The sequence below is a fragment of the Kribbella sp. NPDC056345 genome (assembly GCF_042262745.1).
GTDB lineage: Bacteria > Actinomycetota > Actinomycetes > Propionibacteriales > Kribbellaceae > Kribbella.
Genome location: NZ_JBHJQQ010000013.1, coordinates 1 through 15,448, shown reverse-complemented (window position 1 = coordinate 15,448; position 15,448 = coordinate 1). Strand labels below are relative to the sequence as shown.

General features: G+C 68.4%; 17 protein-coding genes. 12 read left to right on the top strand and 5 right to left on the bottom strand.

Annotated features, from left to right (window positions below; all coding sequences use genetic code 11):
* Positions 1 to 118 precede the first annotated feature (118 nt).
* From ACFCV3_RS34040 to ACFCV3_RS34025, 4 genes are all read right to left on the bottom strand, one after another.
* Positions 119 to 637, bottom strand: coding sequence for a GNAT family N-acetyltransferase (locus ACFCV3_RS34040; RefSeq protein WP_376037228.1), 519 nt, complete (start codon positions 635 to 637; stop codon positions 119 to 121).
* A gap of 28 nt (positions 638 to 665) precedes the next feature.
* A complete protein-coding gene (locus ACFCV3_RS34035) occupies positions 666 to 1,556 on the bottom strand; it encodes an RNA polymerase sigma-70 factor (RefSeq protein WP_376037225.1) in 891 nt (296 codons plus the stop codon).
* Positions 1,557 to 1,623: 67 nt separating this feature from the next.
* Positions 1,624 to 1,920, bottom strand: a complete 297-nt coding sequence (locus ACFCV3_RS34030; protein ID WP_376037222.1) for a hypothetical protein — start codon at positions 1,918 to 1,920, stop codon at positions 1,624 to 1,626.
* Complete coding sequence (locus ACFCV3_RS34025) at positions 1,920 to 2,210, bottom strand: hypothetical protein (RefSeq protein ID WP_376037220.1); 291 nt, start codon at positions 2,208 to 2,210, stop codon at positions 1,920 to 1,922. Before ACFCV3_RS34025 ends, ACFCV3_RS34030 begins: the two co-directional genes overlap by 1 nt.
* Positions 2,211 to 2,314: 104 nt before the next feature.
* On the opposite strand from ACFCV3_RS34025, the gene argC reads away from it, so the two are divergent.
* The 10 genes from argC to ACFCV3_RS33975 all read left to right on the top strand — a co-directional run bounded on the left by argC (position 2,315) and on the right by ACFCV3_RS33975 (position 11,432).
* Positions 2,315 to 3,346: an N-acetyl-gamma-glutamyl-phosphate reductase gene (argC, locus tag ACFCV3_RS34020; RefSeq protein ID WP_376037218.1), complete on the top strand. Its 1,032-nt coding sequence runs from the start codon at positions 2,315 to 2,317 to the stop codon at positions 3,344 to 3,346.
* Entirely contained in the window at positions 3,343 to 4,545 is a 1,203-nt protein-coding gene (gene argJ, locus ACFCV3_RS34015; protein WP_376037215.1) for a bifunctional glutamate N-acetyltransferase/amino-acid acetyltransferase ArgJ, read from the top strand. Before argC ends, argJ begins: the two co-directional genes overlap by 4 nt.
* The gene (argB, locus tag ACFCV3_RS34010) at positions 4,542 to 5,417 is read left to right on the top strand and encodes an acetylglutamate kinase (protein ID WP_376037212.1); all 876 of its coding nucleotides are present in this window, start codon (positions 4,542 to 4,544) and stop codon (positions 5,415 to 5,417) included. The genes argJ and argB overlap by 4 nt, the downstream gene beginning before the upstream one ends.
* Positions 5,414 to 6,616: an acetylornithine transaminase gene (locus ACFCV3_RS34005; protein WP_376037209.1), complete on the top strand. Its 1,203-nt coding sequence runs from the start codon at positions 5,414 to 5,416 to the stop codon at positions 6,614 to 6,616. Before argB ends, ACFCV3_RS34005 begins: the two co-directional genes overlap by 4 nt.
* Positions 6,616 to 7,548 carry an ornithine carbamoyltransferase gene (gene argF, locus ACFCV3_RS34000; RefSeq protein ID WP_376037207.1) on the top strand — a complete coding sequence of 311 codons (933 nt, stop codon included), beginning with the start codon at positions 6,616 to 6,618 and terminating at the stop codon, positions 7,546 to 7,548. Before ACFCV3_RS34005 ends, argF begins: the two co-directional genes overlap by 1 nt.
* Positions 7,545 to 8,054 carry an arginine repressor gene (locus ACFCV3_RS33995; protein WP_376037204.1) on the top strand — a complete coding sequence of 170 codons (510 nt, stop codon included), beginning with the start codon at positions 7,545 to 7,547 and terminating at the stop codon, positions 8,052 to 8,054. The genes argF and ACFCV3_RS33995 overlap by 4 nt, the downstream gene beginning before the upstream one ends.
* A gap of 67 nt (positions 8,055 to 8,121) precedes the next feature.
* Positions 8,122 to 8,661 (top strand): RNA polymerase sigma factor, encoded by a 540-nt coding sequence (locus ACFCV3_RS33990; protein ID WP_376037201.1) that lies wholly within the window; start codon positions 8,122 to 8,124, stop codon positions 8,659 to 8,661.
* Positions 8,658 to 9,338: a hypothetical protein gene (locus ACFCV3_RS33985; protein ID WP_376037198.1), complete on the top strand. Its 681-nt coding sequence runs from the start codon at positions 8,658 to 8,660 to the stop codon at positions 9,336 to 9,338. Before ACFCV3_RS33990 ends, ACFCV3_RS33985 begins: the two co-directional genes overlap by 4 nt.
* A gap of 16 nt (positions 9,339 to 9,354) precedes the next feature.
* Entirely contained in the window at positions 9,355 to 10,770 is a 1,416-nt protein-coding gene (gene argH / locus ACFCV3_RS33980) for an argininosuccinate lyase (protein WP_376037195.1), read from the top strand.
* Positions 10,771 to 10,805: 35 nt separating this feature from the next.
* A complete protein-coding gene (locus ACFCV3_RS33975; RefSeq protein WP_376037192.1) occupies positions 10,806 to 11,432 on the top strand; it encodes a DNA-3-methyladenine glycosylase in 627 nt (208 codons plus the stop codon).
* Here ACFCV3_RS33975 and ACFCV3_RS33970 read toward each other — a convergent pair.
* Entirely contained in the window at positions 11,429 to 12,388 is a 960-nt protein-coding gene (locus tag ACFCV3_RS33970; RefSeq protein ID WP_376037189.1) for an LLM class flavin-dependent oxidoreductase, read from the bottom strand. The two genes, ACFCV3_RS33975 and ACFCV3_RS33970, sit on opposite strands and share 4 nt — an antisense overlap.
* Positions 12,389 to 12,501: 113 nt before the next feature.
* On the opposite strand from ACFCV3_RS33970, the gene ACFCV3_RS33965 reads away from it, so the two are divergent.
* Positions 12,502 to 13,539, top strand: a complete 1,038-nt coding sequence (locus ACFCV3_RS33965; RefSeq protein ID WP_376037186.1) for an App1 family protein — start codon at positions 12,502 to 12,504, stop codon at positions 13,537 to 13,539.
* A gap of 58 nt (positions 13,540 to 13,597) precedes the next feature.
* Entirely contained in the window at positions 13,598 to 14,896 is a 1,299-nt protein-coding gene (tyrS, locus tag ACFCV3_RS33960) for a tyrosine--tRNA ligase (protein WP_376037183.1), read from the top strand.
* Positions 14,897 to 15,448: the final 552 nt, after the last annotated feature.

Below are 15,448 nucleotides of genomic sequence, written 5' to 3'. Positions count from 1 at the left end.
GGTCGGGGCGGGGGTGGGCACGAAGGACAGGAGGTGGGTGGGTGCGCATACCGCCGTTCACGCGTGAGTGGGCGACGCCCGGGGGCGATCCGGCGGCTACCTCCTGTCGCTCGTGCAGCTACAGGTCGCGGATGAGCATGATCTCGTCGCGGTAGTCGTCGGGGGCTACGCGGATGGCTTGGGGGTGGCGGCCGACGATGCGGTAGCCGAGGGGTTGGTAGAAGTTCTCGAGGCCGAGGCCGTCGCGGATGGTGAGTTGGAGTTGCTGGAGGCCCAGGTCGGTGGCTGAGCCGCGGAGACCTTCCATCAGGATGCGGCCGGCGCCGGTGCCTTGGTGTTTCGGGTGGACCATGACGCGCAGGACCGTGCGCCAGTGGGCATACAACGCGCTGCCCCGGTTGGCGAGCACGCCCATACCGGCGTACCGCTCACCATCGTGCAGTACGCCGAGAAGGTCGATCCCCGCGGCGACCCGGCCGAGCGCCTCATCCAGTGTCTCGGCGACCTGTTCCACCGGTGCCGGTGCGGTGAAACCGACTGCGCCGCCCGCGTCGGTTGCGGCGACCCAGGTGTCGAGTAGGTCTGCTCGCAATCCGGGATCGAGTGCCTCGTCCGGTTCCACGACCACGTACTTCACGACACCTCCAGGTGCGACTGAGTTGCACCTAGTCTAAAGCGTGTCGCGTGGGGACCGTGGTGAGCTTGTCTGGGTTCCGGATCAGGTAGAGCTCGGTGATCAGGTCGCCGGAGGTCTGGATGAAGGCGACCGTGTCGGGCTCGTCGCCGTAGTACACGACGAACGCGATCTCGCCGTTCAGCGCCACCGGCAGCAGCTCGAAGCCCGGGTAGGAACTCATCACCCCGAACAGCCAGCGGGCGATCTTCTCGGCGCCGTGGATCGGGTTCAGCGCCGCGGTCTTCTTGCCGCCGCCGTCGCTGATCAGCACCGAGTCCGGGGCCAGCAGCGCGACCACCTGCGCGAAGTCGCCGGAACCGGCTGCCGCCATGAACTGCATGGTCAGCTCAGCGTGCCGCGCCTTGTCGACCTGGTGCCGCGGCTGCCGCGCGTGCACATGCCCGCGGGCCCGGTGCGCAAGCTGCCGTACGGCGGCCTCGGAGCGACCGAGCGTTTCCGCGATCTCGTCGTACGGCAGGTCGAAGACCTCACGCAGCACGAATGTCGCGCGTTCCAGCGGGGAGAGCGTCTCCAGTACGACGAGCATCGCCATACTGACCGAATCCGCCAGCTCGACCGCGGCTTCGGGATCGGCGTCCGGCGTTTCGCAGCGCACGATCGGCTCCGGGAGCCACGGCCCGACGTACTGCTCGCGACGCGCCTTCTGCTGGCGGAGCCGGTTCAGCGCGAGCCGGGTCGTGATGCGGATCAGGTACGCACGCACATCCCGCACCTCGTCGTGATCCACGCCGGCCCACCGCAGCCAGGTCTCCTGCACGATGTCTTCCGCATCGCTGGCGCTCCCGACCACCCGGTACGCCGCCCCCAGCAGCACGACCCGGTGCTCGTCGAACTCCCGCGCCAGCCGCTCGTCCGTCATCCCGCCACCTCTCGAAGTTTGCCGTACCTAATCCGACACGACAGCCCCACGAGTTGTGACAACGGAGTCACTGGAACTTGAGAAACCACGTGATGACGCCGGTCACCCCCGTGGCGGTCACGGCGTACGCCACGCTCCCGGCGACGACCGGGCGCAGGTCGTAGCTGCGCTCGACGAATCGCACCAGACAGAGCCCGATGACTGCCCCCAGACCGAGCACTGGCGAGAAGATCACTGCGAAGTACACCACCGTCTCCCCGAGGTTGGGCTCCATGCCCGTCAGCTTTTCGACCACGGTGAGAGCAGTCGCGGCCATGGCGGTGGCGACGAGCCAGCCGAGATACCACAGGTAGCTGGTGCTCATCAGAACAATGTCATCTGGAGGACGGACAGTCCGGCCGCCGCGAGGATCGCGCCGCCGAAGGCCAGGCTTCCGGCGAGCATCGGATGGGCGTTGCGGAACAGCGCGACCAGCCCCAGTCCCGCGAGCCAGCCGAGCAGGACGCCGGGGGCGAAGACGAACGCCACGAACACCACCGGGTTGCCGAATTTCTCGTTCGGGTCCGGCCAGCGGTCCTCGTAGACTCCGAGCGCTGTCACCGCCAGAATGCCGAGCAAGGTCCAGCCGAGGTACACCAGATACGCGAGCTTCATGCACCTCACTCTCCGGCGTGAAGCACCCCGGCGCGTGAGTGGTTCTACCCGAGGATCCTGAGTAGATCTTGGATATTTTTCCAGCCCATGGCATACTCATTCATATGAGCGTGAAGGTGGCGGTGGCCGGGGCCAGTGGTTACGCGGGGGGCGAGCTGCTTCGGCTGCTGAGCCAGCACCCCAGGGTCGAGATCGGCGCACTCACCGCCGGCGGGAACGCCGGTACGGCGCTCGGAGCGCATCACCCGCACCTCGTGCCGCTGGCCGGGCGCATCCTGGTCGAGACCACGGCGGAGCAACTCGCCGGTCACGACGTGGTGTTCCTGGCGCTGCCGCACGGACAGTCCGCCGGACTCGCCGAGCAGCTCGGCGAGGACGTCACCGTGATCGACTGCGGCGCGGACTTCCGGCTGACAGAGGCCGAGACGTGGGTGGAGTTCTACGGCGGTGAGCATGCAGGCTCCTGGCCGTACGGGCTCCCGGAGCTGCCCGGTCAGCGGGACAAGCTCCGCGGTTCGCACCGGGTCGCCGTACCGGGTTGCTATCCGACTGTCTCCACCCTCGCGCTGCTGCCCGCGGTCCAGCGTGGCCTGGTCGATCCGGCACAGCTGGTCGTGGTCGCTGTCAGCGGCACGTCCGGAGCCGGCAAGGCCCCGAAGCCGCACCTGCTCGGTGCGGAGGTGATGGGCTCCGCCTCGGCGTACGGCGTCGGTGGCGTGCACCGTCACACCCCCGAGATCGAGCAGAACCTCACCCCGTACGCCGAGGGCCCGGTGAGCGTCTCGTTCACCCCGGTCTTGGTGCCGATGTCGCGGGGGATCCTCGCGACCTGCAGCGCACCGGTCGCCTCAGGTGCCGACTTAAAGACCCTGCGGCAGGCCTACGAAGAGGCCTACGCCAACGAGCCATTCATTCACCTGCTGCCCGAGGGACAGTGGCCGCAGACCCAGGCCACTCTCGGTGCGAACACCGTGCAGCTGCAGGTCACGATCGACCAGCGCATCGGCCGCGTCGTGGTCGTGGCTGCGATGGACAACCTCACCAAAGGCACCGCCGGCGCAGCCGTGCAGTGCATGAACCTGGCCACCGGTCTCGACGAGACCACGGCCCTGCCTCTCGTAGGAGTAGCCCCGTGACCGTAGCCGTCACTCCCGCCACCCAAGTCGATCGGAGCGCCGGAGTGACCGCGCCGGCCGGCTTCCGCGCGGCTGGGGTGATCGCCGGGATCAAGCCCGCCGGTACGCCGGACCTCACCGTAGTCGTCAACGACGGACCGCAGGACGTGGCCGCCGGTGTCTTCACCACCAACAAGGTGAAGGCCGCACCGGTGCTGTGGTCACAGCAGGTGCTGACCGCAGGCAAGCTCAAGGCCGTCGTGCTCAACTCTGGTGGTGCAAATGCATGCACTGGACCGGAGGGCTTCCAGGACACGCACAAGACCGCAGAGAAGCTGGCTGAGGTTCTGAGCGTCGGTGCGGCCGAGGTGGGCGTCTGCTCGACCGGTCTGATCGGTGAGCGGCTCCCGATGGACGCAGTGCTCTCGGGCATCGACAAAGCGGTCGCAGCGCTCGCGGACGGGCCCGAGGCCGGTCTAGCTGCAGCCACTGCAGTCATGACGACCGACAACGTGCCGAAGCAGGCTGCGCTGACCCACTCCGGTGGGTGGAGCATCGGCGGGTTCGCCAAGGGCGCCGGGATGTGCGCGCCGAACATGGCCACGATGCTCAGCGTGATCACGACCGACGCCGTGCTGGATCAGCCGCACCTCGACCACGCGCTGCGGAACGCGGTCGGCAAGACCTTCAACCGGCTCGACGTCGACGGCGGTACGTCGACCAACGACACCGTGCTGCTGTTGAGCTCGGGCGCCTCCGGGGTCACCGTCAGCCCGGACGAGTTCGAGGCCGCGCTGACGACCTTGGCTGCTGACCTGGTGAAGCAGTTGCAGGCCGACGCCGAGGGGGTCACCAAGCACGTCAGCATCACCGTGCAGAACGCAGCCACCGAGGCCGAGGCGTTGGCCGCCGCGAAGATCGTGGCCGAGGACAACCTCTGCAAGACCGCCTTCTTCGCCTCCGACCCGAACTGGGGCCGGATCGCGATGGCCGTCGGCAACGCCCCCACCGCCTTCGACCCGGCGCTGCTCGACATCACCCTGAACGGCGCCGCGATCTGCATCGCCGGCGGCAAGGGCGTCGATCGCTCCGAGGCCGACATCAGCGGGCTGGAGATCGACGTCGTGATCGACCTGCACGCCGGCCCCGCCTCCGCGACCGTGCTCACCACAGACCTGTCGCACGCCTACGTCGAAGAGAATTCGGCGTACTCGTCATGAACATGCAGGCAGCGGTCGAGAAGGTCGCCGTCCTCACCGAAGCGCTGCCGTGGCTGAAGGAGTTCCACGGCAAGACGATCGTGGTGAAGTACGGCGGGAACGCGATGGTCGACGACAAGCTCAAGCAGGCGTTCGCCGAGGACATCGTCTTCCTCCGGTACGCCGGGGTCCGGGTCGTCGTCGTCCACGGCGGCGGGCCGCAGATCAGCGAGATGCTCGGCCGGCTCGGGATCGACAGCGAGTTCCGCGGCGGGCTGCGGGTCACCACGCCCGAGGCGATGGACGTCGTCGGCATGGTCCTGGTCGGCAAGGTCGGCCGCGAGCTCGTTGGCCTGCTGAACTCGCACGGCCCGTTCGCGGTCGGCATGTCCGGTGAGGACGCCGGACTGTTCACCGCGGAGCGGCGGGGCGCGATGATCGACGGCGAGTCGGTCGACATCGGCCTGGTCGGCGATGTCGTCCACGTCCGGCCGGAGGCCGTGGTCGACCTGATCGACGCCGGCCGGATCCCGGTCGTGTCGACGATCGCCCCGGACGAGGACGGCCAGGCCCACAACGTGAACGCCGACACCGCCGCATCCGCGCTGGCGGTCGCGCTCGGTGCCTCGAAGCTCGTCGTACTGACCGATGTCGCCGGCCTGTACCGCAACTGGCCGGAGAGCGAAGAGATCATCACCCAGATCGACGCGAACGAGCTCGCCGAGCTGCTGCCGTCGCTGGCGTCCGGGATGGTCCCCAAGATGGAAGCCTGCCTGCGCGCTGTGCAGTCCGGCGTCTCCCGGGCCACCGTGATCGACGGCCGCGTCCCACACTCACTGCTGCTGGAAATCTTCACCGACGCCGGAAGTGGAACCCAGGTGATCCCGTCATGACCGAGCTGCTCACTGTCGACGGTACGCAAGCCGCGCTGACCGAGCGGTACGCCGGTGCCCTGATGAACACGTTCGGTGCGCCCAAGCGGGTGCTGATCCGCGGCGAGGGCGCGTACCTGTGGGATGCCGACGGCAACAAGTACCTCGACCTGCTCGGCGGTCTCGCAGTGAACTGCCTCGGCCACGCGCACCCGTTCGTGGTCTCCGCGGTGACCTCGCAGCTCGCCACCCTCGGCCACGTCTCGAACTTCTTCGCCTCCGCACCGCAGATCGCGCTGGCCGAGAAACTGCTCAGTCTCTTCGATGCACCCGGCAAGGTGTTCTTCACGAACTCCGGGACCGAGGCGAACGAGGCGGCGTTCAAGATCACCCGGCGGACCGGCCGGACCAAGATCGTCTCCACCATCGGTGCCTTCCACGGCCGCACGATGGGCGCCCTCGCGCTGACCTGGAAGCCGGCGTACCGGGAGGCCTTCGCGCCGCTGCCGGGTGACGTCACCTTCGTCCCGTACGGCGATGCCGACGCGCTCGCGGCCGCCGTGGACGACGAGACGGCGGCCGTCGTACTGGAACCGATCCAGGGCGAGAACGGCGTCGTCGTACCACCGGACGGCTACCTGCAGGCAGCGCGGCGGATCACCTCCGAGCACGGCGCGCTGCTGTGGCTCGACGAGATCCAGACCGGCGTCGGGCGGACCGGTGCCTGGTTCGCGTTCCAGGCCGAGGGCATCACGCCGGATCTCGTCACGCTGGCCAAGGGGCTCGGCGCCGGGATACCGATCGGTGCCTGCGTCGGCCTCGGCGCGGCGGCAGACCTGCTGCAGCCGGGCAACCACGGTACGACGTTCGGCGGCAACCCGGTCGCCGCGATCGCCGGACTCGCCGTGCTGACCGTGATCGAGCGGGACGGCCTGCTCGCCCAGGTCAATGCCGTCGGCAACCATCTCGCCTCGTCGCTGATCGCACTCGACCACCCGCTGATCGCCGGCGTCCGCGGACGCGGCCTGCTGCTCGCGATCGAGCTGACCCAGCCGGTCTCCGACCAGGTCGCGGCGCTCGCGCTGGAGGCCGGCTTCGTCATCAACAACCCGATCCCGAACGCATTGCGGCTGGCGCCGCCGTACATCCTCAGCAAAGCTGACGCCGACAGCTTCGTCACCGCCCTACCCGGGCTGCTCGACCAAGTGGAGGTCCCGTAATGGTTCGGCACTTTCTCCGGGACGACGACCTCAGTCCGGTCGAGCAGGATGAGGTCCTGACGCTCGCGCAACAGCTAACTGTTGACCGGTATGGGCATCAGCCGTTGGCCGGGCCGAAGTCGGTGGCGGTGATCTTCGACAAGGCTTCGACCCGGACGCGGATCTCGTTCGCGGTCGGGATCGCGGAGCTCGGTGGTGCGTCGTTGATCATCGACGCGCAGACCTCGCAGATGGGCCGCGGCGAGCCGATCGCCGACACCGCTCGTGTACTCGACCGGCAGGTTGCCGCGATCGTCTGGCGGACCGCCGGGCAGACGCGGATCGACGAGATGGCCGCGGCCTCGCGGGTACCGGTGATCAACGCGCTCACCGACGAGTTCCACCCGTGCCAGATCCTCGCCGACCTGCTCACCGTCCGGCAGCACAAGGGCGCGACGGCAGGCCTCAAGCTCGTGTACTTCGGTGACGGCGCGAACAACATGGCCCACTCGTACCTCCTCGGCGGTGCGACCGCCGGGATGCACGTGGTCGTCGCCTCGCCCGTGGACTTCCAGCCGGATCCGGCCATCCTGGCCCGCGCAGCCGAGATCGCGGCCGGAACAGGTGGTTCGGCCGCGTGGACCGACGACCCGTACGCCGCGGTCGACGGAGCCGATGTGATCGCCACCGACACCTGGGTGTCGATGGGTCAGGAGGCTGAAGCGGCCGAGCGCGAGGCGCCGTTCGTGCCGTACTCGGTGACCGAACAGCTGGTTGCGAAGGCCAAGGACGACGCGATCGTGCTGCACTGCCTCCCGGCGTACCGGGGCAAAGAGATCGAGGCGGCGGTCCTCGACGGGCCACAATCGGTGGTGTGGGACGAAGCAGAGAACCGGTTGCACGCGCAGAAGGCGCTGCTGTCCTGGCTGCTGGCGAGGAGTTTCCAGGCATGAGCGTTGTCCTCCCGACCACCAAGGCCGCTCGGCAGCAGCGGATCGTCGACCTGCTCGGCCGACAGCCGGTGCGGTCGCAGACCGAGCTGGCCGACCTGCTGTCCGCCTCCGGGCTGGTGGTCGGCCAGGCGACGCTGTCCCGCGACCTGGTCGAGATCGGAGCGGTCAAGGTCCGGGACTCCTCCGGCCAGCAGGTGTACGCCGTACCGGGGGAGGGCGGTGACCGCACACCGCGCGCCGGTGAGGCGGCCGCGTTCGAGGCCCGGCTGGCGCGCGTGGCGTCCGAGCTGCTGGTCTCGGCCGAGGGCAGCGCCAACCTGGTCATCCTGCGAACCCCGCCGGGAGCGGCCCAGTACCTCGCGTCGGCGATCGACCACGTGGGACTGGACGACGTTCTCGGCACCATCGCCGGCGACGACACCGTGATGATCGTCAGCCGGAACCCGTCCGGCGGACAGGCCCTGGCTGAGCGCCTGCTGTCGCTGGCCGCCCGCGAGCCCAGGTAGCGCGAACGCTCCCGCCGGTTCGCGCCAAGTACGAGGCGACGGTAGACCGGCGAAGGGGGAACACGGGATGGACGACTGGTTCGCGGCACAGGTGGAACAGCATGGACCGGACATCCATGCCTACCTGAGTCGCCGGTCAGCCGACGGGGTCGCGGACGACCTCCTCGGTGACGTGTGGGTGGCCGCGTACGGCGGGCGCTCCGGATTCGACCCGGATCTCGGTACGCCGCGGGCGTGGCTGTTCGGCGTCGCCCGGCACGTGCTGCACGGCTACTACCGCAAGCACCGGCTCCGCAGCACCATGGCTCGCGTCATCGGTATCGACCGCCCGACCGACGAGACCGCCGCGATCGACGCCCGCCTGGACGCCGCAGCGCTCGCACCGCAGCTGCGCACCGGCCTGCGCTCGCTGCCCGCGGCTGAACGCGAGCTGCTGCTCCTGGTGGCCTGGGAGAACCTCAGCCCGACCGAAGCTGCACAGGTGCTCGGCATCCCCGCCGGTACGGCGAGGTCCCGCCTGCACCGCGCCAGACAACGCATGGACGAACGCCTCTCCGGTTCGGCCCAAGTAGTGGACGAAACCACCCGACAGGAGGCCGACCGATGAACGACGACAACTGGACCACCCTGCAGTCCGCGGGCAAGGTCCCACCCCCCTCACCCGAGGTCCTCGCCCACGCCGCGGACCAGCTTGAGCTGGCGGCCCGCGGCCGCCGCCGTGCCGTGCGCCGCTTCCTGGCACCCGCCCTGGCAACCACAGCGACCGCAGCGGTCATCGGCGTCGTAGCGCTACAGCAGGGCGGCACCCCCACCGCGATACCGGTCGCACCGGCCGCGACCCCCACCGCTTCCACCACCACCTACCCGCCGAGCAAGCCGCTGGGTGACCCCAACGTCTCGCACTCCTGCGCTTACCCACTCACGCCGGAGCGGTTCGCCAAGGTGCCGGTCGCCTTCGACGGCACCGTCCTCTCCGCGGTGGAGATCCCTCGGACCGACGAGTCCTGGCCCGCGTCCTGGAACGTGACCTTCGAGGTGCACGAGTGGTTCCGGCCGGGCCGCGGCAAGCAGCAGTTCACCGTGCAGATGGGGATCGGGCCGGGCCACCTGGTCCAGACGAGCGTGACCCACGGCTACGAGATCGGTGATCGGCTCCTGATCTCCGGGTACCCGAGAACAGAAGGCGGCGACCCGCTGGACCGGCCGTTCGCCGGCGCCTGCGATTTCAGCCGGACGTATGACGAACCGACTGCCGACACCTGGCGGAAGGTTTTCAGGAAGTGACTGAGAGGATGGCTTTGTGAGTTCAGGTGAGAGTGCGGCCCTGTGGGGCGGACGGTTCGCGGGCGGGCCGGCCGATGCGCTGGCGGCGTTGAGCAAGTCGACGCAGTTCGACTGGCGACTGGCGCCGTACGACATCGCGGGGTCCAAGGCCCACGCCAAGGTGCTGCACCGAGCGGGGCTGCTGACCGACGCGGACCTGGACGCGATGCTGGCCGGACTGGATGGTCTGCTGGCCGATGTCCTCAGCGGCGCGTTCCTGCCGGCTGAGGACGACGAGGACGTGCACACCGCGCTGGAGCGTGGGCTGCTGGAGCGCCTCGGGGCTGAGCTGGGTGGGCGGCTGCGGGCCGGCCGCTCCCGCAACGACCAGGTCGCGACGCTGTTCAAGAGCTACCTGCGCGAGCACGGGCGCATCATCGCCCGCCTGGTGCTGGAGCAGGTCAACACGCTCGCCGACCAGGCCGAGAAGCACCTCGGTGTGGCCATGCCGGGCCGGACGCACCTGCAGCACGCACAGCCGGTCCTCCTCTCGCACCACCTGCTGGCGCACGCCTGGCCGCTGATCCGCGACCTGGATCGGCTCGCCGACTGGGACGCCCGCGTCGCCGCCGACTCGCCGTACGGGTCGGGTGCACTGGCGGGGAGCTCGCTCGGGCTGGACCCGCAGTACGTCGCGACCGAGCTCGGCTTCACGAACTCCTCGGCCAACTCGATCGACGGTACGGCGTCCCGGGACTTCGTCGCGGAGTTCGCCTTCGTCACCGCACAGATCGGGATCGACCTGTCCCGGCAGGCCGAGGAGGTGATCATCTGGGCGACGAAGGAGTTCGGTTTCGTCGAGCTGGACGACGCGTTCTCGACCGGGTCGAGCATCATGCCGCAGAAGAAGAACCCGGATATCGCCGAGCTCGCCCGCGGGAAGGCCGGTCGCCTGATCGGCAACCTGAGCGGACTGCTCGCGACCCTGAAGGCACAGCCGCTGGCCTACAACCGCGACCTGCAGGAGGACAAGGAGCCGGTCTTCGACTCCATCGACACCCTCGAGGTGCTCCTGCCTGCGTTCACCGGCATGATCCGGACGCTGCGCTTCAACACCGAGCGCCTCGAGGAGCTGGCGCCGCAGGGCTTCTCCCTCGCCACCGACATCGCCGAGTGGCTGGTCCGGCAGCAGGTCCCGTTCCGGGTGGCGCACGAGCTGGCCGGTGCTTGCGTCCAGGAGTGCGAGAAGCGCGGCATCGAGCTGTGGGACCTCACCGACGAGGACCTCACCACCATCTCGCCGCTGCTCACCCCGGACGTCCGCACGGTCCTGACCGTCGAAGGCTCGCTCGCCTCCCGCAACACCCGCGGCGGCACCTCCGTCGACCAGGTCACCCACCAGCTCGCCGAGCTGCACGCCCGAGCCGCCCAGTACACCGCCCGCCTCAGCTAGTGCGTCGCTCTCAACTAGCGGGGCCCGTCCTCGACGTGGCCCCGCTACTGCTCGGCACAGTCCTCCGCAGCACAACTGCAGAGGGGACGGTCGCAGTCCGCATCACCGAGGTAGAGGCCTACGACGGCCCCAACGACCCCGGCTCCCACGCCTACCGAGGCGAAACCCCACGCAACGCAGTCATGTTCGGCCCACCCGGCTTCCTCTACGTCTACTTCACCTACGGCATGCACTTCTGCATGAACGTAGCAACCGGCCCCGCCGGCACCCCGTCTGCAGTACTCCTTCGCGCAGGCGAGGTCATCGAAGGAGTCGATCTAGCCCGCACCCGCCGAGGCGTCCCGCCCACACCACCGTCGGCCGCACGCATTCTGCCGGCACCGACGCGGAAGCGGCCGGCTGCCAACCCTGATCGCGATCTGGCGCGTGGTCCGGCTCGTATGTGTGTTGCTCTGGGCATCGGTCGGGAGCAGAACGCGGTTGACCTGCTGGCCAAGGACTCCCCGGTCCGCCTCCTCGACGGCCCGGGATTCGACGGTACGCCGTCCACCGGGCCGCGGGTGGGGCTCCGCGAAGCACCTGACTGGTGCTGGCGGTTCTGGATCCCCAACGACCCGACAGTCTCGCCGTACCGCCCGCACGTCCCCAAGCGCCGTCCCTAGCGGTTCGCCAGCTCCACGACGTACTCCAGCTGCGGCAGCCCGTGCTCGACCTCCGGGTCCGGGAACAGCCCGATGTGGTGCACCCCAGCAGCTTCCAACTGATCCAGATGCGCGGCCGCGTCCTCGACAGTCCCGACCGCACCGATCGCCGTCCACCAGTCGACCGGCATCCCGACCAGACCCGCCTCACCGGACTCGGCGTACAACTTCGCCAGCTCATCGAAGAACGGCAGCGCGGCGACCCCGGCGTACTTCGTCCGGATCCGCTCACCCAGCCACGGCGCAGTCCACTCGTACGCCGCCTTCCGGTCCGGTCGCACGCACATCGCCGTGAAGGCCGCCATCACGAAACCCTCCGGATTCCCAGCGAGCTCCAGCGACTGCGTCACGTACGCCGGAGTGGCCGGCTCGGCCAGCACCAACCCACCGCCGACCCGCCCGGCCAGCGCCATCGACTTCGGCCCCATCACACCCAACAGAATCGGCGGCGGCGTCACCGGGGGAGCATCGAGCTGCACGTCCTGCAGATAGACCGTCTTGCCCTCGAAGGTGACCTTCTCGCCGGCCAGCAGCCGAGTGACCGTCGTCGTCACCTCGTCGAGCGCAGTGAGCGGCGACTTCGCCCGCACACCCATCTGCCCCATCCACTCCTGCACACCGTGCCCGATGCCCGGCAGGAAACGCCCAGGCGCCAGAGCCTCCAGCGTTGCGAACTCCATCGCCGTGACAGCCGCAGTCCGCGCCACCGCAGGCACGATCCCGAGCCCTACAGTCAGGCGCTCGGTCGACGCCAGCGCAGCGGCCACGAGCGACGGCCCGGCGGTGTAGAAGCAGTCCTCGATGATCCATAGCTCGTCGGCGCCCCCGGCCTCGAGCCTGCGGGCGACATCGGTCACGAGAGCGGCGGGAAAGGTCCGGGGGAAGCACATCCCGACAGCAGCGGAGGTCTGAGTCATGCGACGACGGTAGACGCTGCGTCCGACAGTCCGGCACCGACAGTTCGGTAAAGGTCTGTCCAGCCGTCAGCTCAGGTGCGCGTAGCGCCCCCGCCTGCGGGTAGGTTTCGGGTATGGCCCGTCCGCACTACGCGTCCCGTCTCGAGGACTGGTTCAACATCGGTGTGCAGGCGATCCTCCGCCGCCGTGGCTGGCGCGAGCGGATCATCCCGCAGGTCGGCTACGGCACCACGGAGTCCGTCCGGGTGCTGGCCCGCGTCGTACTGGGCCGGGACCCGCGCAACCAGCCGCGGTTCGACGAGGACCAGGTGGTGCGTGGCTGGCGGGTGTTCGTCACCGCGCCGGCCGTGAAGGTCGCGGTGACCGTCACGGTCGACGGGCAGACGTTCGACGCCGTCACCGACCGGGGCGGCCTGGTCGACCTCACAGTGCCAGTGGTGTTGCCGCCGGGGTGGCACGAGATCAATCTCGGTGTGCACGGCGAGCGGCAGGCCAGAGCGAGCATCTTCGTCCCCGATCCGGAGGCGAAGTTCGGACTACTCAGCGATATCGACGACACCGTCATCCTGACGATGCTGCCGCGTCCGCTGATCGCCGCCTGGAACACGTTCGTCCGCGAGGAGCAGGCGCGCCGCGTCGTCCCGGGGATGGCCGAGATGTACCAGGAGCTGCTGGCCGACCACCCGGGTGCGCCGATCTTCTACCTGAGCACCGGCGCCTGGAACACGGCACCGACCCTGACCCGCTTCCTCGCCCGGCACGGCTACCCGCTCGGCCCACTCCTGATGACGGACTGGGGGCCGACCAACACGGGATGGTTCCGCAGCGGCCAGGAGCACAAGCGGACGGCACTTCGCCGGCTGGCCCGCGAGTTCCCCGACGTGCGCTGGGTGCTGATCGGTGACGACGGACAGCACGACCCCCAGCTGTACGGCGACTTCGCGCAGTCGCACCCGGATCACGTGCGGGCCATCGGCATCCGTCAGCTGACGCCGGCCGAGCAGGTGCTGTCCCACGGTCTGCCCGTACCGAACCAGGACCCCGGTGCGCACGATCCGCACCGGCCGACGGCGGCAACGGTGCAGGGGCCGGACGGTCATGCGCTCCGGCCGCAGCTGCGCGACATCCTCGCCCGGCCCGAGCCCAGTTAGCCCCAGCTCCTCGTCGTACAGGACACTTGGGGTGTACCGACGTACTCGAGGAGAACAAGTGACGGACAGCGGGACCGAACGCCGTACCCAAGTGCTGGACGAGTTGGAGAGCCGCGGGCTGATCGCGCACTCCACCGATCCGGACGCGCTGCGCAGCGCCATGGCCGCCGGACCGATCACCTCGTATGTCGGCTTCGACCCCACGGCGCCCAGCCTGCACATGGGCAACCTGCTGCAGTTGCTGACGCTGCGCCGGCTCCAGCTGGCCGGTCACAACCCGATCGGTCTGGTCGGCGGTGCGACCGGCCTGATCGGTGACCCCAAGGAGAGCTCCGAGCGGGTGCTGAACCCGAAGGACATCGTGGCCCAGTGGGTCGAGCGGGTCCGCGGGCAGGTGGAGAAGTTCGTCGACTTCGACGAGTCGCTGCCGAACCCGGCCCGGATCGTCAACAACTACGACTGGACCAAGGACCTCAACACCCTCGACTTCCTGCGGGACATCGGCAAGCACTTCCCGGTGAACCGGATGCTCGGGCGCGAGGTGGTCAAGGCGCGGCTGGAGCAGGGGATCAGCTACACGGAGTTCAGCTACGTGCTGCTGCAGTCGCTGGACTACCTGGAGCTCTACCGCCGCCACGGCTGCACACTGCAGACCGGTGGCAGTGACCAGTGGGGCAACCTGACGGCCGGTGTGGAGCTCATTCGACGCTCCGACTCCGGCAAGGCACATGCGCTCGCCACACCACTGGTGACCAAGGCGGACGGCACGAAGTTCGGTAAGACGGAGTCCGGCACAGTGTGGCTCGACCGTGAGCTGACTTCGCCGTACGCCTTCTACCAGTTCTGGTTCAACACCGATGACCGCGACGTGATGCAGCTAGTGCGGTACTACACCTTCCGCACCGCTGAGGAGATCGCGGAGCTCGAGCTGGCGACAGCTGAGCGACCGCATGCGCGCGAAGCGCAGCGAGTGCTCGCAGAAGACGTCACGACGTTGGTGCACGGTGAGGGGGAGACCCGCGCTGTGCAGGAGGCGTCGAAGGCGCTCTTCGGCCAGGGGGAGCTCGCGGCGTTGGACGGCGAGACCCTGCGGGCTGCCCTGCGCGAAGCACCCCATGTCGAGCTAGGCGCCGGCGAAGCGATGCCGACGTACGGCGATCTGCTGGTGAAGGCCGGCCTGGTGGCCAGCAAGTCGGCCGCGCGGCGCACGGTGGCCGAGGGGGGCGGGTACCTCAACAACGAGAAGGTGAAGGACGCCGAGTACGTGCCGGGCGCGGATGATCTGCTGCCTGGTGGCGTGCTGGTCCTGCGGCGTGGGAAGCGCTCGTTCGCTGGGGTGCTCCACTCGCACGACTAGGTTGCCGGGGGCAAATTACAGGCTTGTGATTCAGCCCACCGGAAACCGATTTGACCGTCTACCTGCCAGCCACGTAGTGTTCTTCTTGTTGGAAGCGAGTGCAGGACGCTGAAGCGGCCGGACCTTCCAACCTCCTCGAAGCTCAAGCAGCTGAAACGCGTCTCCGGACTCGGGTCAGGCCACTGGCTCATGGGGAGAGAGTCGGAAAAATCAAGACTTGACTTGGTGGATCCACTCCGGTAAAGTACTGCAGGTTGCCCCGGAAGCCCTGAACTGCAAAGTTCGGCTGCGGTGTGCGTCCGATTCTTGAGAACTCAACAGCGTGCCGAAAGTCAATGCCGAAATTTAGCATTAACCCCGTGCATAGACACTTTGTGTCTGTGTTCGGATTCCTTTGAATGTAATTTCTGGATTCAGTCAGTTTGATTGTCTCTGATGTTCAAAGGGTCAGTTCGATGTTGTTGACTCTCTAGCTTCGGCTAGGTTGTCTATATTTTTCAACGGAGAGTTTGATCCTGGCTCAGGACGAACGCTGGCGGCGTGCTTAACACA